This window comes from Kribbella sp. NPDC104740, from assembly GCF_055583505.1.
In genome coordinates this window covers 1,617,578-1,639,955 of record NZ_JBVJNV010000001.1, presented here as the reverse complement: position 1 = coordinate 1,639,955, position 22,378 = coordinate 1,617,578, and the positions used below count along the sequence as shown (strand labels likewise).

The window sequence follows — 22,378 nt, the reverse complement described above, 5'->3', positions numbered from 1 at the left end:
CGGGCTACTCGTCCGACTTCGTCCGCGCCCACCGCACCCCCGCCGCGAACCTCGTCCTCACCTGCAACGCCTCCAGCAACCGCGCCACCTCGTACCGCACCGACCGCACGCTCAACCCGATCCGCTCCGCGATCTGATCGTCCGTGCACCCCTCGCACAACAGCTCCGCGATCACCTGCTGACGACTCGTCAGCTCCGCCTCAGGCTCGGACAACTCACTCGCCCGCACCGCCGTCTCCCGCACCGCCCGCAGGTACTGCCCGGCGGCGTTGACCGCCTCCAACCCACCGATCAGCATCAAACTCCGCTGCCCGTCCACGATCGGCCCTTCGACCACCACCCGCTCGCCGTCGAAGACCTTCAGCTGGATGGGCCCGTAGGCCAGGTGGTACGGCATCTCTTCGGCCGCGATCAGGAACTCCGTCATCGCGTCCGACCCGCCGGTGGTGTCGAAGAAGCTCGTCATCCGGACGCCGCGCTCGACCAGCGTCTGGTTCAGCTTGTGGCTCGGGGCGAAGCTCTCGACGGTCTGGCACTGCGTCGACGTCACCGCGGTCAGCTCGGAGCACTCCCAGCACAGGTCGTGCAGCCAGTCCCGCAGCCCGAGGTGGTCCGGGCCGAAGACCCGGACCTCGGCGTCCCGCCGCCGCCCGGCCAGCCACTCGTCGCAGTACCGCGCCCGGACCACCTGCAGCCGCAGTGACGCGTCCCACACCTGCTGCCGTACCGGAAAATGCGCGAGCGCACGAACCACAATCCCCACCCCCGTGGCGAGACCGACCTCGACGACCGGCATCCTGTCACGCACCCCGCTCACCCGCCGCCCGCCGAGTGTCGCGGTCCCCCGGCGAACGCCCGCTTGAACACGGCCGCCATTGCATCGTTGCACGTCACCTGCCAGACTGGTGACGTGGAGCATGCCTTTCCCTGCGGGAACACCGCCCTCGACTTCGTCGGCACGCTGAAGGCGCGCCGGAACGCCGTACCGCTGGAGACGCTGACCGCGGCCTCCAGCCTGGCCTCGTGGTACCGCGAGGCCGGTGTCGTCGCGGGCAGCGAGGTGAGCTGCGCGGCCGCCGACATCCCGCAGGCGGTCACCGTCCGCGAGGCGATCTACACCCTCGTCTTCGCCCGCCTCAACGACCTCCCGTACGACGAGCACGCGGCCGCGGTCCTGAACGCGGCCGCGCGCGTACCCGCCGCGGTCCCCCAGCTGGTCGTCGACGGACACCGGATCGAGGCGACCGCCGAGCAGGCTCTGTCCGCCGTCGCGCGGGACGCGATCGCGATTCTCGGCGGCTCCGACGCGGAGCTGCTCAAGGAGTGCGGGCGGCCCGAGTGCACCCAGGTGTACCTGGACCGCTCCCGGGGCGGCCGCCGCGAGTGGTGCGCGATGGAGACCTGCGGCAACAAGATGAAGGCCAAGGCCTACCGGGCGCGCAAGAAGGACCAGACGCGCCCGGTCTCCGTGCGTCCTTAGTTCCACCACCGCGTGCTGAGCGAGTCCCGCAGGGTGTTCGTCGCGCAGTGGATCTCGCCCTCGGAGATGTGCTCGGACTTGAGGTCGTCGGCGTACGTGACCTGGTAGCCGATCCCGGCCAGCGCCTTGCTGATCGCCGACGCGAACACGTCCTTGCCGCCCACGACCGGCCCGTACGGCTTCGGCGCGATGTACTTGCCGGCGTTCAGCATCAGCCCGTTCACCGCCCCCGGGATCTCCGCGACCGCGTCCCGCATCGCGTGCAGCTTGGCGACCGCCGCGTCCTTCTCCGGCCCGTCCTGCATCTGACTGATCTCGGTCTCGAGCATCCCGTAGTCCATCGACTTGGCGGTGAACAGCGACGGCACCCGGACCAGATCCGCGTCGGTCAGCCCGGCCTCGCGCTTCAGCACCTCGACGTTGGCCTGGATCTTCGCCGCCGCCCGCTCGTTCGTCTCCACGAACTGCTTGTCGGCCAGGAACTCGTCAGTGCTCCGCTGGTCGATCCGCAGGTCGTACGGCCACTCCAGCTCCGGCAGCCGGCCGTGCATGATGTCGCCGCCGTGCCCACCAGCCCGTACGCCGCGCAGCAGCTGCAGCCCGGCGGCCGGGTCCGCGATCAGCGCCTTCCATCCGAGCCGGCTCCCCGGCACCGGCACGAACTGCAGGAACTCGTCGACATGCCCGACGGTCAGCCAGGACGTATCGAGCCCGAGCGGGTTCTGCATCCCCTGCGACTTCAGCAGCGTCATCATCTCGCTGGCCGGTCCGGTCTTGCCGTGCTCGAACCCGTCGCCCCCGATCACGATCCGCCCGACGGGGTGCTGCGGCGTCGCGGGGATGGTTTCCAGGTTCCCCATCGAGTCGTAGCTGTCGTTCTCCTCCGGCACCGGCACGTGCTCGACGTGCACGGCCGCGACGTCGGCGCCGGCCAGCTCGGTGAAGATCACCCGCGACCCGACCCGGCGCGAGTCGTTGACCGACCCGAGCAGCACCTTCATCCCCTGCGGCTTCCCACCCGGCCCCGGGATCGACATGTACGCCGGCTCGAACAGGTCCTGCGTCCAGCTGTCACCGCTCTGGTCCAGCCGCTGCAGCCCGGACGGTACGCCGCTCTGCTTCACCACCTTGTCGACCTGATTCCGCCAGGCGGCCCCGACCTTGTCGCCGTCGCCCGCCGTACCGGCGAACACGCGCTGCAGCCGCTGCGTGTTCAGCTGGGTCAGCACCGGCGCCTCCTTCAGCGCGACGGTCGCGCTCGACGAAGACCCGTTGCCCGAGACAACGAGCTTCAGCACCGCCGTGCCGTCCCAGACGGCCCCGTCGCGGACGATGTCGCGCCCCTCGATCCCGAGCTCGACCCCGCGCCGGACCTCGTCGGTGGTCAGGGAATCGGCGATCTCCCAGCCCTTGGCGCGCTTCACGAACACCCGCACCCGGTCGGTCGACACCGTGACCTTGCCCGAGGCACCGGCCGGCGCGCCCGCCCAGGCCGTCGTCCGCACCCGCGCCAGGTCCTTCGCGTCCTGCGCACCGTTCACCACGTCGTCGGCCGCGTCGTTGCAGGCGGCCATCGTCCGGTCCGCCGCGTTCTTCTGCCGCTGGTAGGTCTTCACGAGCTCCTGGTACTCGCGCTCCGCCTTCTCCTTGTCCGGCTCCTTCTCCAGCTCCGCCTTGGCCTTGTAGAAGGCGTCGTCGTACGCCGCCTCCTGCTCGACGGCGGCCTTGGCGACCGTGCGCGCCTTCTCCTGGCAGCGGCCGGCATCGTCGTCCAGGTTGGCGAGGAAGAGCACCGGGCCGGAGGCGCCGGTCTGGTGGAGCCCGGCCAGCGGCTGGCCGGCGGCGGTCGCGGGGAGGACGCTCCCGACCAGGCCGGTGCTCACCGCACCGGCCAGCAGGAGACTGCGACGCAGACGTGACATGCTTCGGATCCTTTGCTCGACGAAGGGTCGACCAAAGGCTCGCGAAGACTTTTCCGGATCCTGTCAGGATCCGGTCCTCAGGCGGTCGGCAGTTCGATCCGGGGCAGGGTGTTCTCGATCTGCTCGCGGTTCGGCTCCAGCCACGGCGGCAACTTCAGCTTGCGGCCGAGCTCGAGCAGCGGCTCGTCGACGGTGAACCCCGGCTGGTCGGTCGCGATCTCGAACAGCACCCCGCCCGGCTCGCGGAAGTAGATCGAGGTGAAGTACTGCCGGTCCAGGATCTCGGTCACCTCGTGCCCGGACTCGACCAGCAGCTCACGCCAGTGCGCCTGCGTCTCGCGATCCGGCGCCCGGAACGCAACGTGGTGCACCGTGCCACCCGCCTGCACGCCCTTGTCACCGGACCCCGCGGCGACGTCGACGACCGTGCCGGGGTTGTCGCCGGTCATCGTGAACCGGGCCCGGCCCCCGCTCTCGTCACCGAGCGTCATCCCGAGCATCCCGCCGAGCAGCTCGGCCGTCGGCTCCAACTCGGCCTCACTGACCGTGATCGCGTGCAGACCGCGGACCGCGTGCTCGGCCGGGATCCCGGCGGCGCCGTCCCAGCCCGACCGGGCATCGCCCTCGGCCGCGACCAGCTCGATCACCAGCCCGTCGGGGTCACGGAACGCGATCACCTCTTCGTCGGTACGCCGTACCGGCGCGTCCGCGTCGACCTTCAGGCCGGCCAGGTGCTGCTGCCACCAGCCGAGGCTCTCCGGCGGGATGCTGAACGCCGTGGCCGTCGCCAGTCCGGTGCCCTGCTTCCCGTCCGGCGCCTCCGGCCAGGGGAAGAACGTCAGCAGCGTCGACGGCAGCCCGGCCTCGTCGCCGTAGTACAGGTGGTAGAGCTCGGGACGGTCGAAGTTGACCGTCTGCTTGACCAGCCGCAGGCCCAGCACCGTGGTGTAGAAGTCGATGTTGCGCTGCGGATCGGTCGCGACCGCCGTGACGTGGTGCAGGCCGTGCGGCTTGATCTCGTTCATGGCCCCAGCATCCCTCACCGGCCGACGCGCCGGTAGGTTCCGGCCAGCGCGGCGGCTGTGATCAGCGTCAACAGCCCGACACCGACGACCGCGGCGTTGCGGAGCTGGACGATCCCGTGCGGGGTGATCACGTCGTCGAACGGGTTGCCGTCGTCCGGCACCACCCCGACGCTGAACCGCAGCACGCCGTCCAGCGGCGTCCCGTCGTCGGTCAGCGCGGTCCAGCGGGCGGCGTACTCGCCGTCCGGCAGCTCCGCGCCGACCTCGCGTTCCAGCAGCACGCCCTCGACGCGGGCCGCGCCGGCCGACCAGTCCTTGCCTGCGGCATCTTCCAGGACGACGGACCCGCGCTCGATCACCGTGCTGAACTCGATCCGGACCGTGGCCGGCGACTCGGCCAGCCGCGATCCAGCTCCCGGCGTCGACCCGGCGACCGCGCCGTGCGCCGACGCCGCCAGAGGGCAGCCCAGCAGCACCGCGACCAGTCCGAGCATCGCCACCCACCTGCTCATCGGTACTTCTTCGCCAGGTACTCCGCGAACGTCTGCTTCCCGAACGACGACGCCGGCGCGAGGTGGACGCCCGCGGTGAACCCCGCCGACATCTTGCCCGGCATCCGGAAAATCACCGCCGGCCGGCGGCTCCCGGTCGCCTCCTTCCACTCCGCGTGCAGCTCCCGGACGGACTCGACCTGCGGCCCACCGATGTCCTCGGCGCGCACCTGCGGCGCCCCCATCGCCAGCTCGGCCATCCGCGCCCCGACCTCCTCGGGCGCGATCGGCTGGAAGCTCCAGGCCGGCGCGAAGATCGCCGGGGAGAACTTCTGCACGCTGAACACCTGGTCGACCAGCGTGTGGAACTGGGTCGCCCGCTGGATCGTCAGCGGTACGCCGGACGCCAGCGCGATCCCCTCCAGCTCCACCTTCTGCCGGTAGAACGCCAGCGGCACCAGGTCGCAGCCGACGATCGAGATCATCACCAGGTGCCCGACCCCGGCCGCCTTCGCCGCCGCGGTCAGGTTGCGCAGCATCGGCAGGTCGCGCTTGTCGTTGCCCGCGGCAAGGTGCACGACGGTGTCGATCCCGGTCAGCGCCCTGGTCAGGCCCTCGCCGGTGACCAGGTCCGCGGCCACCGCCTCGGGACCACCGCTGCGGGTCAGCCCGACCACGTCCGCCCCGCCCGCGCGCAGCGCCGCCGCGGCCGGTCCGCCGACCTGTCCGGTCGATCCCGTCACCAGGAACTTCGTCATCGCGATCCTCTCCTCGCCACCAGTACTGGCGACAAGGACCGGACAGCCCGGCGATTCGTGACACCACCGGTTGTCACGAATCGCGGCGCTGCCCGGTCGTACCCGTACTACTGCCCCCAAAGGAGAGACGATGACCCTCGCCATCCGGCTGCTGGTCGCCTTGCTGTTCCTGGAGGCCCTGGTGGTCGGCGTCTGGAACACGCTGGCGCCGCGGAGCTTCTACACCGACTTCCCGACCGTCGACATCAACCCGCCGTTCAGCGAGCACTTCTCCCGCGACCTGGGCGCGGTGATGCTCGGGCTGGCGATCGTGCTCGGGTTCGCGCTGGTCCGGCCGGTGGCCCATCACCTGATCCCGGCCGCGCTCGCCTACACCGCCTTCGCGATCCCGCACTTCTTCTTCCACGTGACCAACATGGAGAACGCCACGGTCGGCCAGGCGATCCTGCTGACCAGCGGGAACGCGCTGTTCGCCGTACTCGGGCTGCTCGTGCTCCTCCTCACCGCGATCCGCGACCGCGGCTTGTACGGTGGGAGCAGGAGAGAGGAGTCCCGCGATGACACGGGCGCTGATCGTGGTCGACGTGCAGAACGACTTCTGTGAGGGCGGCAGCCTGGCTGTCGCCGGCGGCGCGGACGTCGCGTTCCGGATCGGGCAGCTGCTGCACACGTGGCACGAGGCCGAGCCCCGGGACCGGACCTACGGGTACGTGGTGGCCACCCGCGACCACCACATCGAGCCCGGGGACCACTTCTCCGACCAGCCCGACTTCGTGCACTCCTGGCCCAAGCACTGCGTGGCCGGCACCGACGGCGTCGGCTTCCACCCGAACCTGGACCCGCAGCCGTTCGACGCGATCTTCGACAAGGGCGAGTACGCCGCGGCGTACTCCGGGTTCGAGGGCAAGTCGCACGACGGCGACGGCCTGGCCGCCTGGCTGCGGGACAAGGGCGTCACCGAGGTCGACGTCTGCGGGATCGCCACCGACTACTGCGTCCGCGCGACCGCGCTGGACGCGCACCGCGAGGGCTTCACGACGACGGTGCTGACCGGTCTCACCGCAGGGGTGGCACCGGCCAGCACCGAACACACTCTCGTCGAGCTGCGCGAGGCAGGGATCGCGCTTACCTGACGGGAGCCCCCGGGCCGAGCGGGATGCCGAGCGCCCACCAGGCCAGGAAGAGCAACGTCCAGGCGATCGTCATCGCGACCGCCAGCGGCACCGTGTACGACGCCAGCGTGCCGACCCCGGCGTCCTTGCGGTAGCGCTGCAGGAAGCCGAGCGCCATCACGAAGTACGGGCTCATCGGCGTGATCGCCGTGGATCCGGAGTCCGCGATCCGGAACAGCGCCTGGGTGGTCTCGGCCGGGACGTTCAGCAGCAGCATCATCGGCACCAGGATCGGCGCGGTCAGCGACCACATCGCCGAACCGCTGGTGACCAGGATGTTGATCAGCGTCAGCAGCACCAGGATGCCGAGGAAGATCACCACCGTCGGGGCGCCGATGTCGCCCAGCCAGCGCGCCGACTCCGCGGACAGCAGGTCACCGATCTTGCTCCAGCTGAAGTAGGCCAGGAACTGGGCGATCGCGAAGAACAGCACCAGCACCGGTGCCATCTGCTTGATCCCCTCGGCCATCAGCTTCGGCACGTCACCGGCCTGCTTGATCGCGCCCACCGTGACGCCGTACGCAATGCCGACCAGGCCGAACAGGACCGCGACCACCATCGCGATGCCGTCCAGGAACGGCGACTCCACGATGCTGCCGTTCTCCCCACGCAGCGGTGAGCTGTGCGGCGCGAGCGCAGCGACGATCGCGACGACGGCCAGCCCGAACACGATCCCGGCCCGGCGCAGGCCGGTCCGCTCGCGGTCCGACAGGGTCAGCGCGTCGGGGTCGTCGCCCGGTGCGTCCGGGTCGGCGTCCAGGTCGTTGCGCTTGCTCAGCACCAGCCGGACCACCAGCGTGATCACCAGCGAGAGCAGCACCGAGGAGGCGATGTTGAAGAACCAGTTCGACAGCGGGGAGATCGAGGCGTCCGGGTCGACCGTCTTGGCCGCCGCCTCGGTGATGCCGGCGAAGATCGCGTCGTTCGGGGTCGGGATCGGACTGGCGTCGTACCCGGAGGCGATCGCGGTGTAGGCCACCACGATGCCGAGGATCGGCGACCGGCCGACGGCCCGGAAGGCCAGCCCGCCGAGCGGGACCAGGATGATGTACGCCGCCGCCGAGGCGACGTGCGCCATGGTGCCGGCGAAGGCCACCGCGAACACCACCATCGAGGTCGGCACCCGCGACACGCTGACCTTCATCAGCGACTGCAGGAAGCCGGTCCGCTCGGCCAGCGCCACGCCCATGATGACCACCACGATGGTCGCCATCGGCGGGAACTCGGCGAAGTTCGAGATCGCCGTCGAGACCGCCATCTGCAGGCCGTCGCCGGACAGCAGGTTCTGCACCGCGACGGTCTTGCCGTCCTTCGGCGAGACCACCGACACGTCCAGCATCGACAGGATCCAGCTCACCACCGCGAGGATCGCGGACAGGATCCAGAACAGCCAGAACGGGTGCGGCAGCGCGTTGCCTGCCTTCTCGATCACCGCCATCGCCCGCACCAGGCGGGGCAGCTCCTTGGTCTGGTCGGTCGCCGTGCTCATCTCAGCTCCTCAGCTTGTGCGCGCGGAAGAACGAACCGATCAGCTCGTGCGCCTCGAAGGTCTGGCTGACGTAGCCCGGACCGGACGCGGCGTCCGAACCCGGCCAGCTGTGCCCGCCGTCGGTCACGGCGACGTGCACGACGTCGGCGTCGCAGCGCTTGTACGTCGCGGTCAGGACGTCGTCGCCCTTGGTGCTCAGCTGCGGCTCCGGGTCGCAGCCGTTGCGGACCGCCCAGTCGCGGGTCCAGGTCTGCACGCTCGGCAGGTCGCGGGAGCCGTCGCCGCCGTACGGGATGGTGGTGTCGCCGGTGCCGTGGATGTCCAGGACCGGGATCGGGCGGCTCGGGTGGCAGCGCTTGCCCTCGATGTAGAAGGCTCCGGCCACCGGCGCGATCGCCGCGAACCGGTCGGCCATCTGGCAGGCCAGGATCCCGGTGAACCCGGCGCCGTTGGACTTGCCGGTCGCGTAGACCGCGTCCTTGTCCACGCAGTACGTCGCCTCCAGGCTGTCCAGCAGGTCGGCGGTGAACTTCACGTCGTCGACGCCGGCCTTGGAGTACGGCGCGCCCTGCCAGGCCTGCTTGTCCTCGTCACCGAGCACACCGTTGGGGTAGGCAACGATCGCGTCGAGCTTGGACAGGTCGGAGAAGGCTTCGGTGAACTCACCGGTCTTGCCGCGGCCGTGGTAGACCACGATCAGCTGCTGCGCCTTCCGCGCGTCGTACTTGGCGGGCAGGTGCAGCCGGTAGGTGCGCTCGATGCCGCCGCTGACCAGCGTGTAGTCGGCGCCGGTACCGGGCTGCTGCGTCGTTTGCTTGAAGCAACCAGTACTGCGGTCGGCGGTGGCGTCCTGCTGGCGGTTGCTGCTTTCGGCCGCCGGGGCGGCAGTGGCCGAGAGGAGCGGCGAACTGGCCGCGGCGGTCACCAGGCCGGCCGTGACCAGGCCGGCGAGGGCAAGGCGATGGAGTTTCATCAGGGGTTGCCTCCTTGGGCAGGTGGCCTGCGGGCGGGCAGGCTCACGCCTGGAACGCATCGGGCGTACCAGTGAGGTGTGGACTTGCTGGGCCGGTCGCAGCAGGGTCTGGACCGGAGCGGGGGTCAGGCCGAGAGGAGCTCGTCGGCGAAGGCGGCGATCCGGTCGGCGGCCGTCTCGACGAGGAGCCGGCCTTGCTCAGCGGTGGCGCGCCGGGGGTCTCCCAGGACGCCGCGCTTGTGGTACACGTCGAACCCGACCGACATCCGTGGTCCCTGCTTGGTCCGGGACAGGCGGGCCGGGGTGCTCAGTTCGTCGAAGGTCAGCGCGCCGGGCTCGAGCTGCTCGGCGTGCACCAGGTCGGGTGCCAGATAGAGCATCTGCGCGGTCTCCGCCTCACCGGCGTGACCGTGCACCTCGCTGACGTCGGTGATCAGGTCGGACACGATCTCGGTCAGCGGCGTCCAGGCGAAGGTCAGGTCGCTGCGCACGTACTCCTGGGCCAGCACCGACAGCGCGGCGTTGTTGCCGCCGTGCCCGGTGACCACCAGGAACCGCCGCCAGCCGTGCTGGTAGAGGCTGTCCACCAACTCCCGGACGACGGCCGCGAAGGTTGCCGGGGACAACGTCATGGTCCCGGCGAAGGCCATGTGGTGCGGCGAGACGCCGTACGTCAACGGAGGTGCGACCACAGCGCGCCCAGCCAGCCGCTCGGCGACCAGATCGGCCACGCCGACCGCGCGCACGGTGTCGGTCGACATCGCCATCCCGCCACCGTGCTGCTCCTGCGCACCGACCGGGATGATCACCAGCGGCGCGGTCCGGACAGCGTCCTTGGCGGCGTCGGTGGTCATCTCGGCGAGACGGAAGATCCCTGTGGGCCAGTTCATGAGATCTCCGGGAAGTCGGCGGCGGTGACCGCTCGGCGAATGTTGTCGAGGTGCTCGCGGGTGAGCCGTTCGGCTTCGGCGGCGTCCTGGGCGCGGACGGCGTCCAGGATCGCGCGGTGCTCCTCGTGGTCTCGGTTGCGGTTGTCGTACAGCTGCCGGATCTGCTGCTGCTCGCGGACCCGGACCTTGAGCAGCGAGCCGACGACCTCCTCGAGCAGCGGGTTGCCGGAGGCGGCGGCCAGCTCTACGTGGAAGTTCAGCGCGAACGCCGGACCACCGGGGGGGACCAGGGCATTGGTCACCGCGGCTTCCAGGCGTTTGAGGTTCTCCTCGCCGCGGGACAGCGCGGACTGGTGGGCGACGGCCGGCTCGATCACCAGGCGGGCGCCGATCAGCTGCAGCACGGACTGCTTGGTGATCGGCGGCCGGTGCGGGTTGGCCAGGACGACGTTGTTGATCGTCGGGCCGACGTACGTCCCGGAACCGTGCCGGAACTCGACCGCACCGGTCGCCTCCAGCTTGCGCAGCGCCTCCCGGATGGTCGGCGTGGTCAGCTCGAACCGCTTCGCCAGCTCCCGGGCGGACGGGATCGCGTCCCCGGGCCCGAGGTCCTGGTCCCGGATGATGCCCAGGATCGCCTCGGTCAGGCGATCGGACAGGCTCGGGGTCTCCGCGGCTGAGTAAGTCACAAAGTGACTAAATCACTTAGCCTTTCGACCCGTCAAGAGGTCGTGCGCGGTTTCAGCGCGGGGTGTCGGTGGGCGTCACGTAGGGCTCGCTCATCGAGGGCCTGGTCGGTGTCGCGTCGGGGTCGCTCATCGGCGGCCTGGTCGGCGTCGCATCCGGGTCACTCATCGGCGGCCTGGTGGGCGTCGCATCCGGGTCACTCATCGGCGGCCTGGTGGGCGTCGCGTCGGGGTCGCTCATCGGTGGCCTGGTCGGGGTGGCGAGCGGCTCGTTCATCGGGAGCCTGGTCGGGGTCGCCGGGGGTGGGTAGGACGGGGTGTTGGTCGGTGTCGGCTTCACCTTCACCTGGTCCGACACAGGCGGGGTCGCGCCGCCGGTGGCGGCGGTGACCACCGACACGGTTGCCCCGGTCGCCGCCACGGCGCAGACCACACCGCCCAGGACCCGGCGTACCGTCCTCCGCCGGAGCCGGCGGCTTCCTCCTTCGACCACCGCGTCCAGCGGCAGTTGTCTGGGCGTGTCGCCCTGTTCACGGCGAAACAGTGATCGCATCTGGTCCTCGAGCTCCTTCTCGTCGGTCATTCGGTCACTCCCACACAGTGAAGATCCATCGATCGCCGCAGCGCCTTGATCCCGGCCGCGGTGTGCGCCTTGACGGTTCCTTGCGCGCACCCCATCACCGCCGCCGTCTCGGCGACGCTCAGGTCCTCCGCGAAGCGCAGGATCAGCGCCGCCCGCTGGCGCCGCGGCAGCGCAGCCAGCGCCCGGACCAGATCGATCCGGTCGTCGAGCGGCGCACCGCCCGGTTGCACCACGGCCGGCGCGACGTCCTCGCTGGTCCGTTCCCGGCGCCGCCAGGCCCGCCGGGTCTCGCTGAGGTAGACGTTGAGAATCATCTTGCGGACGTAGGCGTCCGGCGCCCCGACGCCGGCCACCTTCGGCCACACGACGTACAGCTTCTCCAGGCTCTGCTGGACGATGTCCTCGGCGAACTGCCGATCACCGCTCAGCAGGTGGGCGGTGCGTAACCACTGACTCTGCCGGGCCACGACGAACTCGGCGAAGTCCTCACGCATCTTGTGGGGCATACCTGGATAGACGCCCGCGGCCGCCGGTTCGGTTTAGTCGCGGACCGCGACCATCGACCTCGACCGGCTACGACTTCCGTAGGGGATCGTTCCACCCGCGCGGATGACGCGGAGCCGACGCTCCGGCTGACAGAGTGAACTCATGTTCACCCCTCACCGCATCACGGCGTTGCTGGCGGCAACCATCGGGCTGAGCCTGACGGCCACGACAGCAGTCGCCGCCTCTCCCGAAGCCCACGGCGCTCCGGGCGCCCACAGCATCGGCGACCGGCTCTTCCCCACCCTCGGCAACGGCGGCTACGACGTCCAGGACTACGACCTGAGCCTGCGCTACCAGCCCGACCGGACCACGATGGCCGCCTCCGTGACCATCCGCGCTCGCGCGACCCAGGCCCTCTCGTCGTTCAGCCTCGACTCCGTCGCCCAGCAGATCAAGGCGGTCCGCGTCGACGGCCGCACGGTCGCGTTCCGCCTCGACCCCGTGAACGAGAAGCTGATCATCACCGCCGCCGTCCCACGCGGCGCGTACTTCGCGGTGAAGATCGACTACGTCGCCGACCGCTCGAAGAACCCGGCACCGCCCGGCACCAATCTCCCGCCCGGCGTCGACTGGCCGATCGAGGCCTGGGTGAACACCCCCGACGGCTTCGCGACGATGGGTCAGCCGAACCGCGCCCACCAGTTCTTCCCGTCGAACGACCACCCGAGCGACAAGGCCCGCTACACCGTCCGCCTGACCACGCCGAGCGATCGGACCGCGCTGTCGGCGGGCCGCCTGCTGGCGTCGTACCAGCACGGCGGCGAGACCACCTGGGTCTACCGGACCGACCACCCGATCAAGCCCGACGTGCTGCCGCTCGCCGTCGGCCGCTTCCGCGAGATCAAGCAAATCGGGCCGCACGGGCTGCCCGTCCGCAGCTACGTCGCGCTGGCGAAGGCTCCCGACGGCAAGGACTACTCCGCCGCGATGGAACTGACCGCCCGCGAGACCCCCGCGCAGCTGGCGTGGCTCGAGAAGCAGATCGGCCGGCCGTTCCCGTACGAGAAGTACGGCGTCCTCGGCCTGATGAGCGGCTACAACGGCGTCGCCCTGGAGACCGCGACGCTGTCGACGTTCGGCGCGGGCCTGTCGCTACCGCCCAAGGACGAGGCACCGACCCTCGTGCACGAGATGGCCCACCAGTACTTCGGCGACTCCGTTGCCATCCGCAACTGGGACGACATGTGGCTGAGCGAGGGCCACGCGCGGTACTACGAACGCAAGTACGCCGCCGCCCGCGGCTTCATCGACTTCGGCGCCGAGCTGCGCAGTCTCTACGAAGCCGACCAGAAGACCCGCACCTCGGCCGGTCCGGCCGGGCGGCTGAAGAACTCGGGGTCGGTGCTGTTCGACACCGACGTACCGGGTCAGCTGGTGCTCGTCGGGCTGAACACGCTGGTCGGTGACGCTACCTTCCGCCGGATCGAGCAGACCTTCTACGACCGCTACCGCGACGGCGTCGCCACGACCGCCGACTACGTCGCGGTCGCCAACCAGGTGTCCGGCCGCGACCTCACGGCGTACTTCGACGCCTGGCTCTACTCCCCGACCACGCCGGCGATGCCCGGCCACCCGGATTGGAAGTCCCCGAAATGACCAGCTTCGCCCTGTCCGACGACACCCTCGGCGTCCTCGGCGGCGCGGGGATCATCGCGATCATCGCGGCGTACGCACTGCTCGTGCTCGGCGCACTGTGGAGCTCGCTGACCGCGCCGCAGGGCGGCGGGATGAAGATCGTCTGGCTGGTCTTCATCATCGCCGCCCCGTTCGTCGGCAGCGTGCTCTGGTTCCTGTTCGGCAAGCGCAGCGCCTACGCCTGAACGACGATCGGCGCGCCGTTCGAGACCAGCGCCCAGTCCGTCGTCGCGAACACCGCCGGGTCGACCGAGCCCGTCGCGGTCACGTAGTCGATCATCAGCTGGCGGATCTCGACCTGCTGGTTGTACAGCACCGGCGCCTTCGACACGTGCGGGAAGTTGCCGCCGCCCGACTGGCGGTAGTTGTTGACGGCAACGACGAACTCCTGGTCCGCGGCCACCGGCGTACCGTCGTACGACAGGCCGGTGATCCGCGAGCCGGCCGGCTTCGCGATGTCGATCCGGTAGACCAGCGGCTTGGTGAGCCCGCCGAGGATGTCGTAGTTGTAGTCCGGCGTGCCGGTCGGCGCGGTCGGGGTCGGCGCGTTCGTCACCTGGTCGGGCGTGAACGGCCCGGTGCCGCTGACCTGCTTGAAGTACTGCGCGCTGAACTCCAGGTACTCCTGCACCTGCGCGCCGGTCATCTTCACCGCGAGCAGCGTGTTGTCGAAGATGTACAGCCCGGCGACGTCGCGCACCGACACGTCCCCGGCCGGGATCGACGCCGCGCGGTTGAACGGCGCCGCGATCGCGAGCACCGGCAGCGCGGCCTCCGGCGTACCTGCGATCGCCTTGCTGACCGCGTCGGCCTGGACGAAGTTCACGAAGTCGAGCGCGGCGGTGTCCTCCCAGGGCGCCGTCGCGGCCGACATCGCCGTCGTACAGGTGCCGATCTTGGAGTTCACGTACTCGACGACCTGGTCGTGGTCCTTCTGCAGCAGCCGGACCACCTTCGGGTCGGCCGCGACGGTGTTCGCGTTCAGCACCTGGCTGTGCCGCGCGACGACCTTCCACCGGCCGCGCTGCTGCTGCAGGTCGAGGTCGATCTGCGCCAGCCGCATGCCCCACTTCAGCGGCTCGACCAGCACGACCTGCTCACCGGTCTGCTTGTTGGTGACGAACCGCTCGGCGATCTCCTGGTGCGCGTGCCCGACCAGGACGGCGTCGATGCCCGGCACCTGCTCGGCCATCGGCCCGGCCGCGTTCTCCGGGACCGGCAGCGCGTCGCCGTACGACGAACTGAGGTCGATGCCGCTGTGCGCGGACACGATCACGACGTCGGCGCCCGCGCGGCGCACCCGCGGCACCCAGTACTCGGCCAGCTCGACGATGCCGCCGAACTTGATCTTGTTCTCGACCGTCGCCTTGTCCCAGATCGCGATGCCGGGGTTAGTCAGGCCGAGGATGCCGACCGTGATCGGCCGGCCGGCGCCCGGCACGTGCACCCGCTTCAGCACGTACGGCGGGAAGACCGGCAGCCCGGTCGTCCAGTCCTGCGCGTTCGCGCCGAGCAGCGGGAACCGCAGCTGGCGCTGGAACTTGCGCAGGATGTCGAGGCCGTAGTTGAACTCGTGGTTCCCGAGCGCGGCGGCGTCGTACCCGATCGCGTTCATCGCGGCGGCCATCGGGTGCACGTGCCCGCCGGTGATCGGCTCGATCTTGGCGTAGTAGTACGCCAGCGGCGTGCCCTGGATGGTGTCACCGGCGTCGAGCAGCAGCGGGGCCGGGCGGCGCCGGTCCTTCGCGATCTCGGCGCGGGCCGCCTTGACCAGCGTGGAGATCTTGGCCAGACCGATGTCGTTGTGCGCGGAGTCGTCGTACTCGGCGTTCTTGAAGTAGTCCCAGTTGAAGACGTTGCCGTGCAGGTCGGTCGTGCCGAGCACGCTCAGCCGCACGGTCTGGTGGCCGTGCCCGTGGTTCTCACCGGCGTACGCCGGTGCCGCCTGGTACCCCGCAGCCACCAGTGCGGTCGCCGCCGCGCCCGAGATCATCGTGCGCCTGCCCATCGTCCGGTCACCGTTGTCCGTCATCTCTCCGCCTCACGCGTCGTTGGTCACAACGCCCGCCACGATACGGGCGACACGCGCCGTGATGACCCCCGGATGGCCCGGGGACTGCGAGAGGATGCCGCTCATGCCCGTGCCGCCGCCCGGCAAGTTGCTGCTCGCCGCTGCCGTTCTCCTCGGGGCCGCCCTCGCCCAGGCCGCCCAGCCCTCCGACCACCCGGCCACCGTCGCCGCGCCGCCGCTGCGGACCGTCGCCGCGCACGGGCCGCTCGCCGTACAACTGCCGGTCACCACCCGCAAGAAGTCACCGCCGGTCACCCGGACGACCCAACGCACCGCCACGAAACCCCCGGCGACCTGGAACCTGTCCGGCGGCAAGGTGCTGTACCTGACCTTCGACGACGGCCCGCAGCCCGTCTACACGCCGAAGGTCCTCGCGGTCCTGGCCAAGCACCGCGCGAAGGCGACGTTCTTCGTCCTCGGCCGCGAGGCCGCCGCGCACCCCGCGCTGGTCGAGACCACCCGCCGGGCCGGCCACCGGATCGGCAACCACACCTGGGACCACCCGATGCTCACCAAGCTCTCCCCCGCGCGGCTGCGGCAGGAGATCTCGACCGGCGTGAAGTCGAAGTGCTTCCGGCCGCCGTTCCGCGACACCAACGCGCACGTCGCGGCGGTGGCGTCGTCGTACGGGCAGCACCAGGTGCTCTGGGACGTCGACACCCGCGACTGGGAGAAGCCCGGCGTGGCTCGCATCGAACGGGCCTTGATCCGCGGCGCGCGGCCCGGCGCGATCTTCCTGATGCACGACGGCGGCGGCAACCGCTCGCAGACCGTCGCGGCGCTCGACCAGGCGCTCACCAAGCTCGCCGCGCAGGGCTACGCGTTCCACTCGCTGCCCTGCTAGCTGGCTACTTGAGGATGGCGGTCTTGCCGCCGGAGAAGTGCTGCAGCGCCTGGTCGATCAGGTGCACCGGCTGGTCGAGCGCGTTCACCGGGAACATCCCGGTCGGCCGCAGCAGCGGGTGCGGCTTCACCACGACCCGGACCGCGGGCTGATCCAGCCCGCGGACCCCGGCGGTCGTCGCGCCGACACCCCGCTGCAGGCGCAGCTCCAGCACGTACTGCCCGAAGATCTTCACCTGCTGGAACCCGCGGACCGACTCCCACGGCAGCAGTACGGCGTACGAGCCGCCCTCGCAGGCCAGCTCCAGCGCCTTCGGCGACATCCGCATCGCGACCGGCTGCAACTCGTTGGTCGCGAACCACCGCTCCCGCTCCTTCACCAGCCGCAACGCCAGCACCGCACTCGCGACCAACGGCGCCATGCTCGCGATCAGGAGCAGCATGAACGGCCACATCCCCGACCCCTGGAACGCCACCAGCGCGTACACCGCGACACCGATGCCCACGGCCCCGATCCCGCCGGTCACCCAGGCTCCACGCCGCAGCCCGTCCCGCACCCGCGCGCGCCGCGTCTCCACGGCTCCCCGATCGATGCCGACCACGAACGTCTGCACCGGAACCTGCTCGCTCATCCCCCTACCCTCCCAGGCCACCGGCCCACTCGCGCGCCGACACCTCTGCGACCGGTACCGGCCGCGGATGCAACCAAACGCACCCCGCCGGCGTGACTATCCAGGAGACCAACGATCGGAGCCCAGATGAGTGACCGTGACGCCGCCTTCGAGGCGTACTTCGCGGCCCGTTCCGACGCCCTGCGCGGTACGGCGTACCTGCTCTGCGGCGACTGGCACCGCGCCGAGGACCTGGTGCAGCAGACCTTCACCAAGATCTACCTGGTCTGGCGCCGGATCCAGCGGCACGAGGCGATGGACAACTACACCCGCCAGACGCTGATCCGGACGTTCCTGTCCGAGCGCCGCCGGGGCTGGTTCCGCCTCGAGTCGGTCGACGCCACGCCGTACGAGCGCCCAGCGCCGACGATCGACCGGCCCGAGGAGCGACTCGTGCTGCTGGAGGCGCTGGTCAAGGTCCCGCCGCGGCAACGCGCCGTACTGGTCCTGCGGTACTGGGAAGACCAGTCCGTCGAGCAGACCGCCACCCTGCTCGACTGCTCCACCGGAACCGTCAAGAGCCAGGCCGCCCGCGGCCTCGCCACCCTGCGCAGCCTGCTGGAAGAGGAGAAGGTCCGATGAAGGAAGACGAGCTCCACGAGGCCCTGCACGACGTGCTCGTCCGCAGCACACCACCGCCGTCGATGGACCCTGGGTCTGCCCTCGAGCAGGCTCGCCGAGCGCGCAAGCGCCGTACGGCGGCCTGGGCCACAGCCGCCGCCGTCACCCTGGTCGCGGGCGGGGTCGCGGGCCCTGTCCTGCTCACCAACCACACCTCGGCGGACCAGATGGTCGTCGGCGGCCCCAGCGCAACCGTCCAGCCGAAGTCCACCATCCCGCCGACCACCCGCAAGTCCAACGACCCCTGGCCCGAAGGCCAGTCCGACCGCACCGCCACCACCGGCCCCCGCGCCGACCGCTCGGTCACCCTGATGAACGACCTCAGCTCCTTGGTCCCGCGGGCCTTCACCACCCCGGACCTCGAGTACCCCGGCGGCCGCGCGATGCGCTGGCCCCAGACCCAGTACGCGTCGAACAACGGCGAACAGGACTACTGGGAGTACCGAGCCCTCATCCCCGTCCAACAGGCCAACCGCGTAGGCACACTCCTGGCCCAGTCGACCACCCCCGACGGCAAACCCGCCACCGCACCGTGCAAGCTCGTCCAACGCGCCGACTCGGGCACCTGCACGGTCGTCGACCTCAACGGCCAGAAAGTCGGCGTCCTCACCACGAAGTCCGGCGACCAGTGGGCCGCCTACCGCCACCCGGACGGCACGGTCGTCCACGTCTCCCAGTCGCGAAAGTCCGACAACCCGAAGTACCCGGCGCTGACCTCACCGATCTTCACAACCGAGCAACTGGCGGAACTGGCAACGTCGGAGAAACTCAAGATCGGCGAGTGAGGGTCCGGCCTACTTGGATCACTCCTCATGACCGACTGGGCCCAACTCCACCACCTCTTCGGCGGCACCACCTGCCTATCGTGCGGCAGCCCGTTCGAGATCGCCGACGCGCTGGCCTGAGGCCGACACCCACCACTGACCAAGCAGCACCCGGCGCCTGTCTCCACGCTCAGCCAGCCCGCTGGATCTGCTTGTCGCGGGGGTTGGTCAGTGGTGGGCGTCGCATCGCGGATCCGCGGACGCCCACCACCCACTAACCACCGCGGCGAGCGCGACTTCACGCTCAGCAAGCGCGCCGAACCGCTCGTCGCGGGGGGTTGGACGGTGGTGCACGTCCGCCCTCATTCGGGCCTGCGTGGGTCAGAGGCGGCGGCCGGACCAGGTCCAGGCGTAGACGCCGTCGTCGGCTGCGCGGCCGGCTTCGCCGAGTTCCAAGGGGCGGAAGGTGTCGACCATGACGGCCAGTTCTTCGAAGGATTCGGCGCCCAACGACGCTTCGATGGCGGACGGTTGGGGGCCGTGGGCGTAGCCGCCGGGGTGGAGGGAGATGGAGCCGAGGCCGATGCCGGAGCCCTTGCGGGCTTCGTAGTCGCCGCCGCAGTAGAACATGACTTCGTCGGAGTCGACGTTCGAGTGGTAGTAGGGGACGGGGACGGACAGCGGGTGGTAGTCGACCTTGCGGGGGACGAAGTTGCAGATGACGAAGTTGTGGCCTTCGAAGACCTGGTGGACCGGTGGCGGCTGGTGGATGCGGCCGGTGATGGGTTCGAAGTCGCTGACGTTGAAGGTGTACGGGTAGAGGCAGCCGTCCCAGCCGACGACGTCGAAGGGGTGGGTGGCGTAGGTCATCCGGGAGCCGACGATGCCGGAGGGGCCGTTGCCTCGGTGTTTGACCAGGACCTCGACGTCCGTGCCCTCGACGGTCCAGACCGCGGAGGGCGTGACGAGGTCGCGTTCGCAGTACGGCGCGTGCTCGAGGAACTGGCCGTACCTCGACAGGTAGCGCTTGGGCGGGGCGATGTGGCTGTTGGCCTCGATGCAGTAAGCGTGCACACCGTCAGGACCGGGCAGCCAGCGGTGCGTCGTCGCGCGCGGGATCAGCACGTAGTCGCCTTCGCGGGCCTCGAGCACCCCGAAGACGGTCTCGACCGTCGCGGAGCCCTTCTCGACGTACACGCACTCGTCGCCGATGGCGTTGCGGTAGTACGGCGAGGGCTCGGCCGCGACGGCGTACGAGATCCGGACGTCGCCGTTGCCGAGGACGAGGCGGCGGTGCTCGACGACGTTCGAACCGGCCGCCGACGGGAAGAGGTCGTGCAGCTTGAGGTGCCGCGGCGTGAGCGGGTGGTTGGCGACGGTCGCGAGGTCGGGGAGGTCCCAGACCTGGCTGTCGACGATCGCGGACGGGACGCCGGCGTGGTAGAGCAGCGACGAGTCGGACGAGAAGCCTTCCTCGCCCATCAGCTCCTCGTAGTACAGGCCGCCGTCCGGCTTGCGGAACTGGGTGTGCCGCTTCGGCGGGACCTGCCCGACCTGCCGGTAGTGCGCCATGATCATCCCATCCAGAGTACGTTTATCGGACGCATGTGTCCGCTCACCGAAAGCATCCGTTAGGCTCGGGGCCATGTCAACCGTCCCCGCGCTGTTCCGGCACCTGGTCGACGACGCCTCGATGTTCCCGCCGGGGAACCTGCCACTGCCCGACGCCGTGCCCGCGCACCGGGCGCACCAAAGCGCCGGGTACGCCGGTCTGGTCGGCACCTTCGTCACCTCCGACGAGGACCTGATGAAGGTCGCCGAAGCAGCAAGAGCAGGCGAAACTCCCCTGAAAGTGAGCGTCGTCATCACCGGCGGCGCCGGCGGCATCGAGCCCGCGGTCCGGTACGGCGACCGCTCCCCCGACCTCACCGTCCAGGCGATCGAGGTCCGCCTCCGCGACGAGGACGACCTGTCCCGCAACGCGCTGCGCGTCGTTCGCGCCTGCGACGACTGTCTCGACGACGAGAACGCGTTCGTCGAGATCGGCCTGGACGGCGCCTGGGAGCGCGCGCTCGACGTCGTCGCCGACGCCGGGTACGCCGCCAAGCTCCGCACCGGCGGCCTCGACGCGGCACTGTTCCCGACCTCGGGCCAGGTCGCCGCGTTCATCACCGCCTGCCTCGACCGCGAGGTCGCGTTCAAGTGCACCGCGGGCCTGCACAACGCCGTCCGGCACACCGCGGCCGACACCGGTTTCGAGCACCACGGCTTCCTCAACGTGCTGCTCGCCACCCGGGCCTCGCTCGACGGCGCCGGCTTCGACGACCTGCAGGCGCTGCTCGACGAGCGCGACGGCAGCAAGCTCGCCACTCAGGCCCAGGCCCTGACCGACCAGCAGGCCGACAGCGCCCGCCGCTGGTTCACGTCGTACGGGTCCTGCAGCATCACCGAGCCGTACGACGACCTGAAGACGCTCGGACTCATCGCCCCGGAGGCACTGTGACCTGGATCGACCTGCCCACTGGTACGCCGTTCGGCGCGGACAACCTGCCGCTCGGGGTGTTCCGGCTCGGCGACGAGGAGCCGCGGATCGGCGCCGCGATCGGCGACCACCTGATCGACCTGGCGCCGGTCGCGTCGGCGCAGATGCTGGACGGTTCGCAGCTGTTCAACCAGCCGACGCTGAACGCGTTCCTCGCGCTCGGCCGCCCGGCCTGGACGGCGACCCGCGAGTGGCTGCTCGACCTGCTCCGCAACGAGAACAACCGCGACGCCGTCGAGCCGCACCTGATCCCGCGCGACACGGTCACGATGCTGCTCCCGTTCGAGGTCGCCGACTACGTCGACTTCTACGCCTCGGAGATGCACGCGACCAACCTCGGCCGCCTGTTCCGCCCCGATTCCGAACCCCTGTTGCCGAACTGGAAGCACCTCCCGGTCGGCTACCACGGCCGGGGCGGCACGGTCGTTGCCAGCGGCACCGACATCGTCCGCCCCTCGGGACAGCGCAAACCACCGACCGAGACGGTGCCGTCGTACGGGCCGTCGCAGCGACTCGACATCGAGGTCGAGCTCGGCTTCGTCGTCGGTACGCCGTCCGCGCTCGGTGAGGCGGTCGCCGTCGACGCGTTCGAGGAGCACGTGTACGGCGTGGTGCTGGTCAACGACTGGTCGGCGCGCGACCTGCAGGCGTGGGAGTACGTGCCGCTCGGGCCGTTCCTCGGCAAGTCGTTCGCGACGTCGATCTCGCCGTGGGTGGTGTCACTGGAGGCGCTCAAGGACGCGGCCGTTCCGCTCACGAAGCAGGACCCGCCGGTGCTGCCGTACCTGGCGAGCGAGCGGCTCACGAACCCGGACATCACCTTCGAGGTGCGCTGGAACGGGCAACTGGTCAGCAGCCCGCCGTACCGGGGGATGTACTGGTCGCCGGCGCAGATGCTCGCGCACCTCTCGGTCAACGGCGCGTCGGTGCGGACCGGCGATCTGTTCGCGTCGGGGACGGTCAGCGGGCCGGAGAAGGACCAGCGCGGGTCGTTCATCGAGCTGAGCTGGGGTGGGCGGGAGCCGATCCTGGTGAACGGCGAGGAGCGGACGTTCCTGCAGGACGGTGACGAGGTGACGATCACGGGCTGGGCGACGGCCGCGGACGGGCGCTGGATCGGGCTCGGCGAGGTCTCCGGGCGGATCGCTCCTGCGCGAAACTGAACAAAAGCTGTTCATAGCTGTTCGTTTCTATTGACTACTGCTCGATCTTGAGC

24 protein-coding genes are annotated in these 22,378 nt (G+C 70.2%); 10 read left to right on the top strand and 14 right to left on the bottom strand.

Annotation, left to right across the window (positions count from 1 at the left end):
- Positions 1–4: 4 nt before the first annotated feature.
- On the bottom strand, positions 5–808 hold the full coding sequence (locus tag ACZ6Z4_RS07625; protein ID WP_465559357.1) for a helix-turn-helix transcriptional regulator: 804 nt from the start codon (positions 806–808) through the stop codon (positions 5–7).
- Between the two features lie 102 nt (positions 809–910).
- On the opposite strand from ACZ6Z4_RS07625, the gene ACZ6Z4_RS07620 reads away from it, so the two are divergent.
- Entirely contained in the window at positions 911–1,480 is a 570-nt protein-coding gene (locus ACZ6Z4_RS07620) for a CGNR zinc finger domain-containing protein (protein ID WP_465559354.1), read from the top strand.
- Here ACZ6Z4_RS07620 and ACZ6Z4_RS07615 read toward each other — a convergent pair.
- The 4 genes from ACZ6Z4_RS07615 to ACZ6Z4_RS07600 form a co-directional block, all read right to left on the bottom strand.
- Positions 1,477–3,402: a protein-arginine deiminase family protein gene (locus ACZ6Z4_RS07615; RefSeq protein ID WP_465559351.1), complete on the bottom strand. Its 1,926-nt coding sequence runs from the start codon at positions 3,400–3,402 to the stop codon at positions 1,477–1,479. The two genes, ACZ6Z4_RS07620 and ACZ6Z4_RS07615, sit on opposite strands and share 4 nt — an antisense overlap.
- Before the next feature lie 77 nt (positions 3,403–3,479).
- Positions 3,480–4,427 (bottom strand): ring-cleaving dioxygenase, encoded by a 948-nt coding sequence (locus ACZ6Z4_RS07610; protein ID WP_465559348.1) that lies wholly within the window; start codon positions 4,425–4,427, stop codon positions 3,480–3,482.
- A gap of 14 nt (positions 4,428–4,441) precedes the next feature.
- Positions 4,442–4,939, bottom strand: a complete 498-nt coding sequence (locus tag ACZ6Z4_RS07605; protein WP_465559345.1) for a copper resistance CopC family protein — start codon at positions 4,937–4,939, stop codon at positions 4,442–4,444.
- The gene (locus tag ACZ6Z4_RS07600) at positions 4,936–5,676 is read right to left on the bottom strand and encodes an SDR family oxidoreductase (RefSeq protein ID WP_465559342.1); all 741 of its coding nucleotides are present in this window, start codon (positions 5,674–5,676) and stop codon (positions 4,936–4,938) included. The genes ACZ6Z4_RS07605 and ACZ6Z4_RS07600 overlap by 4 nt, the downstream gene beginning before the upstream one ends.
- A 130-nt stretch (positions 5,677–5,806) precedes the next feature.
- Here ACZ6Z4_RS07600 and ACZ6Z4_RS07595 point away from each other — a divergent pair, with 130 nt between their 5' ends.
- Both ACZ6Z4_RS07595 and ACZ6Z4_RS07590 read left to right on the top strand, forming a co-directional pair.
- Positions 5,807–6,280, top strand: a complete 474-nt coding sequence (locus ACZ6Z4_RS07595; protein WP_363673039.1) for a hypothetical protein — start codon at positions 5,807–5,809, stop codon at positions 6,278–6,280.
- Positions 6,234–6,809: a nicotinamidase gene (locus ACZ6Z4_RS07590; protein WP_465559339.1), complete on the top strand. Its 576-nt coding sequence runs from the start codon at positions 6,234–6,236 to the stop codon at positions 6,807–6,809. The genes ACZ6Z4_RS07595 and ACZ6Z4_RS07590 overlap by 47 nt, the downstream gene beginning before the upstream one ends.
- Here ACZ6Z4_RS07590 and ACZ6Z4_RS07585 read toward each other — a convergent pair.
- The 6 genes from ACZ6Z4_RS07585 to ACZ6Z4_RS07560 form a co-directional block, all read right to left on the bottom strand.
- Positions 6,802–8,337 (bottom strand): AbgT family transporter, encoded by a 1,536-nt coding sequence (locus ACZ6Z4_RS07585; protein ID WP_465559336.1) that lies wholly within the window; start codon positions 8,335–8,337, stop codon positions 6,802–6,804. The two genes, ACZ6Z4_RS07590 and ACZ6Z4_RS07585, sit on opposite strands and share 8 nt — an antisense overlap.
- Before the next feature lies 1 nt (position 8,338).
- A complete protein-coding gene (locus ACZ6Z4_RS07580) occupies positions 8,339–9,310 on the bottom strand; it encodes a CE1 family esterase (protein WP_465559333.1) in 972 nt (323 codons plus the stop codon).
- A 125-nt stretch (positions 9,311–9,435) separates the two neighbouring features.
- Positions 9,436–10,200, bottom strand: coding sequence for a creatininase family protein (locus ACZ6Z4_RS07575; RefSeq protein ID WP_465559329.1), 765 nt, complete (start codon positions 10,198–10,200; stop codon positions 9,436–9,438).
- A complete protein-coding gene (locus ACZ6Z4_RS07570) occupies positions 10,197–10,889 on the bottom strand; it encodes a FadR/GntR family transcriptional regulator (RefSeq protein ID WP_465559326.1) in 693 nt (230 codons plus the stop codon). Before ACZ6Z4_RS07570 ends, ACZ6Z4_RS07575 begins: the two co-directional genes overlap by 4 nt.
- A 52-nt stretch (positions 10,890–10,941) precedes the next feature.
- Entirely contained in the window at positions 10,942–11,469 is a 528-nt protein-coding gene (locus ACZ6Z4_RS07565) for a hypothetical protein (protein WP_465559323.1), read from the bottom strand.
- Positions 11,466–11,963, bottom strand: coding sequence for a SigE family RNA polymerase sigma factor (locus ACZ6Z4_RS07560; protein ID WP_465559320.1), 498 nt, complete (start codon positions 11,961–11,963; stop codon positions 11,466–11,468). Before ACZ6Z4_RS07560 ends, ACZ6Z4_RS07565 begins: the two co-directional genes overlap by 4 nt.
- A 154-nt stretch (positions 11,964–12,117) precedes the next feature.
- On the opposite strand from ACZ6Z4_RS07560, the gene ACZ6Z4_RS07555 reads away from it, so the two are divergent.
- Entirely contained in the window at positions 12,118–13,611 is a 1,494-nt protein-coding gene (locus tag ACZ6Z4_RS07555; RefSeq protein WP_465559317.1) for a M1 family metallopeptidase, read from the top strand.
- The gene (locus ACZ6Z4_RS07550) at positions 13,608–13,835 is read left to right on the top strand and encodes a PLD nuclease N-terminal domain-containing protein (RefSeq protein WP_465559314.1); all 228 of its coding nucleotides are present in this window, start codon (positions 13,608–13,610) and stop codon (positions 13,833–13,835) included. Before ACZ6Z4_RS07555 ends, ACZ6Z4_RS07550 begins: the two co-directional genes overlap by 4 nt.
- On the opposite strand, the gene ACZ6Z4_RS07545 is transcribed toward ACZ6Z4_RS07550, so the two are convergent.
- Positions 13,826–15,682, bottom strand: a complete 1,857-nt coding sequence (locus ACZ6Z4_RS07545; RefSeq protein ID WP_465559311.1) for a bifunctional metallophosphatase/5'-nucleotidase — start codon at positions 15,680–15,682, stop codon at positions 13,826–13,828. The two genes, ACZ6Z4_RS07550 and ACZ6Z4_RS07545, sit on opposite strands and share 10 nt — an antisense overlap.
- Before the next feature lie 103 nt (positions 15,683–15,785).
- Here ACZ6Z4_RS07545 and ACZ6Z4_RS07540 point away from each other — a divergent pair, with 103 nt between their 5' ends.
- Positions 15,786–16,565, top strand: coding sequence for a polysaccharide deacetylase family protein (locus tag ACZ6Z4_RS07540; protein WP_465559306.1), 780 nt, complete (start codon positions 15,786–15,788; stop codon positions 16,563–16,565).
- A gap of 4 nt (positions 16,566–16,569) precedes the next feature.
- Here ACZ6Z4_RS07540 and ACZ6Z4_RS07535 read toward each other — a convergent pair whose 3' ends face one another.
- The gene (locus ACZ6Z4_RS07535; RefSeq protein ID WP_465559303.1) at positions 16,570–17,196 is read right to left on the bottom strand and encodes a hypothetical protein; all 627 of its coding nucleotides are present in this window, start codon (positions 17,194–17,196) and stop codon (positions 16,570–16,572) included.
- A gap of 126 nt (positions 17,197–17,322) precedes the next feature.
- Here ACZ6Z4_RS07535 and ACZ6Z4_RS07530 point away from each other — a divergent pair, with 126 nt between their 5' ends.
- Both ACZ6Z4_RS07530 and ACZ6Z4_RS07525 read left to right on the top strand, forming a co-directional pair.
- Positions 17,323–17,817 carry a SigE family RNA polymerase sigma factor gene (locus ACZ6Z4_RS07530; protein WP_465559300.1) on the top strand — a complete coding sequence of 165 codons (495 nt, stop codon included), beginning with the start codon at positions 17,323–17,325 and terminating at the stop codon, positions 17,815–17,817.
- Entirely contained in the window at positions 17,814–18,641 is an 828-nt protein-coding gene (locus ACZ6Z4_RS07525) for a hypothetical protein (protein WP_465559298.1), read from the top strand. The genes ACZ6Z4_RS07530 and ACZ6Z4_RS07525 overlap by 4 nt, the downstream gene beginning before the upstream one ends.
- 360 nt (positions 18,642–19,001) lie before the next feature.
- Here ACZ6Z4_RS07525 and ACZ6Z4_RS07520 read toward each other — a convergent pair whose 3' ends face one another.
- Positions 19,002–20,192 (bottom strand): homogentisate 1,2-dioxygenase, encoded by a 1,191-nt coding sequence (locus ACZ6Z4_RS07520; protein WP_465560609.1) that lies wholly within the window; start codon positions 20,190–20,192, stop codon positions 19,002–19,004.
- Positions 20,193–20,265: 73 nt separating this feature from the next.
- Between ACZ6Z4_RS07520 and ACZ6Z4_RS07515 the strand changes: the two genes are divergently transcribed.
- Together ACZ6Z4_RS07515 and fahA are read left to right on the top strand one after the other, a co-directional pair.
- Positions 20,266–21,123: a hypothetical protein gene (locus ACZ6Z4_RS07515; RefSeq protein WP_465559295.1), complete on the top strand. Its 858-nt coding sequence runs from the start codon at positions 20,266–20,268 to the stop codon at positions 21,121–21,123.
- Positions 21,120–22,325, top strand: coding sequence for a fumarylacetoacetase (fahA, locus tag ACZ6Z4_RS07510; protein WP_465559292.1), 1,206 nt, complete (start codon positions 21,120–21,122; stop codon positions 22,323–22,325). The genes ACZ6Z4_RS07515 and fahA overlap by 4 nt, the downstream gene beginning before the upstream one ends.
- The last annotated feature ends 53 nt before the right edge of the window (positions 22,326–22,378 follow it).

Excerpts from the sequence above, each read along its gene's own strand:
- ACZ6Z4_RS07615 (WP_465559351.1), bottom strand. The coding sequence starts at position 3,402 with ATGTCACGTCTGCGTCGCAGTCTCCTGCTGGCCGGTGCGGTGAGCACC.
- ACZ6Z4_RS07610 (WP_465559348.1), bottom strand. The coding sequence starts at position 4,427 with ATGAACGAGATCAAGCCGCACGGCCTGCACCACGTCACGGCGGTCGCG.
- ACZ6Z4_RS07605 (WP_465559345.1), bottom strand. The coding sequence starts at position 4,939 with ATGAGCAGGTGGGTGGCGATGCTCGGACTGGTCGCGGTGCTGCTGGGC.
- ACZ6Z4_RS07600 (WP_465559342.1), bottom strand. The coding sequence starts at position 5,676 with ATGACGAAGTTCCTGGTGACGGGATCGACCGGACAGGTCGGCGGACCG.
- ACZ6Z4_RS07595 (WP_363673039.1), top strand. The coding sequence starts at position 5,807 with ATGACCCTCGCCATCCGGCTGCTGGTCGCCTTGCTGTTCCTGGAGGCC.
- ACZ6Z4_RS07590 (WP_465559339.1), top strand. The coding sequence starts at position 6,234 with ATGACACGGGCGCTGATCGTGGTCGACGTGCAGAACGACTTCTGTGAG.
- ACZ6Z4_RS07585 (WP_465559336.1), bottom strand. The coding sequence starts at position 8,337 with ATGAGCACGGCGACCGACCAGACCAAGGAGCTGCCCCGCCTGGTGCGG.
- ACZ6Z4_RS07580 (WP_465559333.1), bottom strand. The coding sequence starts at position 9,310 with ATGAAACTCCATCGCCTTGCCCTCGCCGGCCTGGTCACGGCCGGCCTG.
- ACZ6Z4_RS07575 (WP_465559329.1), bottom strand. The coding sequence starts at position 10,200 with ATGAACTGGCCCACAGGGATCTTCCGTCTCGCCGAGATGACCACCGAC.
- ACZ6Z4_RS07565 (WP_465559323.1), bottom strand. The coding sequence starts at position 11,469 with ATGACCGACGAGAAGGAGCTCGAGGACCAGATGCGATCACTGTTTCGC.
- ACZ6Z4_RS07560 (WP_465559320.1), bottom strand. The coding sequence starts at position 11,963 with ATGCGTGAGGACTTCGCCGAGTTCGTCGTGGCCCGGCAGAGTCAGTGG.
- ACZ6Z4_RS07555 (WP_465559317.1), top strand. The coding sequence starts at position 12,118 with ATGTTCACCCCTCACCGCATCACGGCGTTGCTGGCGGCAACCATCGGG.
- ACZ6Z4_RS07550 (WP_465559314.1), top strand. The coding sequence starts at position 13,608 with ATGACCAGCTTCGCCCTGTCCGACGACACCCTCGGCGTCCTCGGCGGC.
- ACZ6Z4_RS07545 (WP_465559311.1), bottom strand. The coding sequence starts at position 15,682 with ATGACGGACAACGGTGACCGGACGATGGGCAGGCGCACGATGATCTCG.
- ACZ6Z4_RS07540 (WP_465559306.1), top strand. The coding sequence starts at position 15,786 with ATGCCCGTGCCGCCGCCCGGCAAGTTGCTGCTCGCCGCTGCCGTTCTC.
- ACZ6Z4_RS07535 (WP_465559303.1), bottom strand. The coding sequence starts at position 17,196 with ATGAGCGAGCAGGTTCCGGTGCAGACGTTCGTGGTCGGCATCGATCGG.
- ACZ6Z4_RS07530 (WP_465559300.1), top strand. The coding sequence starts at position 17,323 with ATGAGTGACCGTGACGCCGCCTTCGAGGCGTACTTCGCGGCCCGTTCC.
- ACZ6Z4_RS07525 (WP_465559298.1), top strand. The coding sequence starts at position 17,814 with ATGAAGGAAGACGAGCTCCACGAGGCCCTGCACGACGTGCTCGTCCGC.
- ACZ6Z4_RS07520 (WP_465560609.1), bottom strand. The coding sequence starts at position 20,192 with ATGGCGCACTACCGGCAGGTCGGGCAGGTCCCGCCGAAGCGGCACACC.
- ACZ6Z4_RS07515 (WP_465559295.1), top strand. The coding sequence starts at position 20,266 with ATGTCAACCGTCCCCGCGCTGTTCCGGCACCTGGTCGACGACGCCTCG.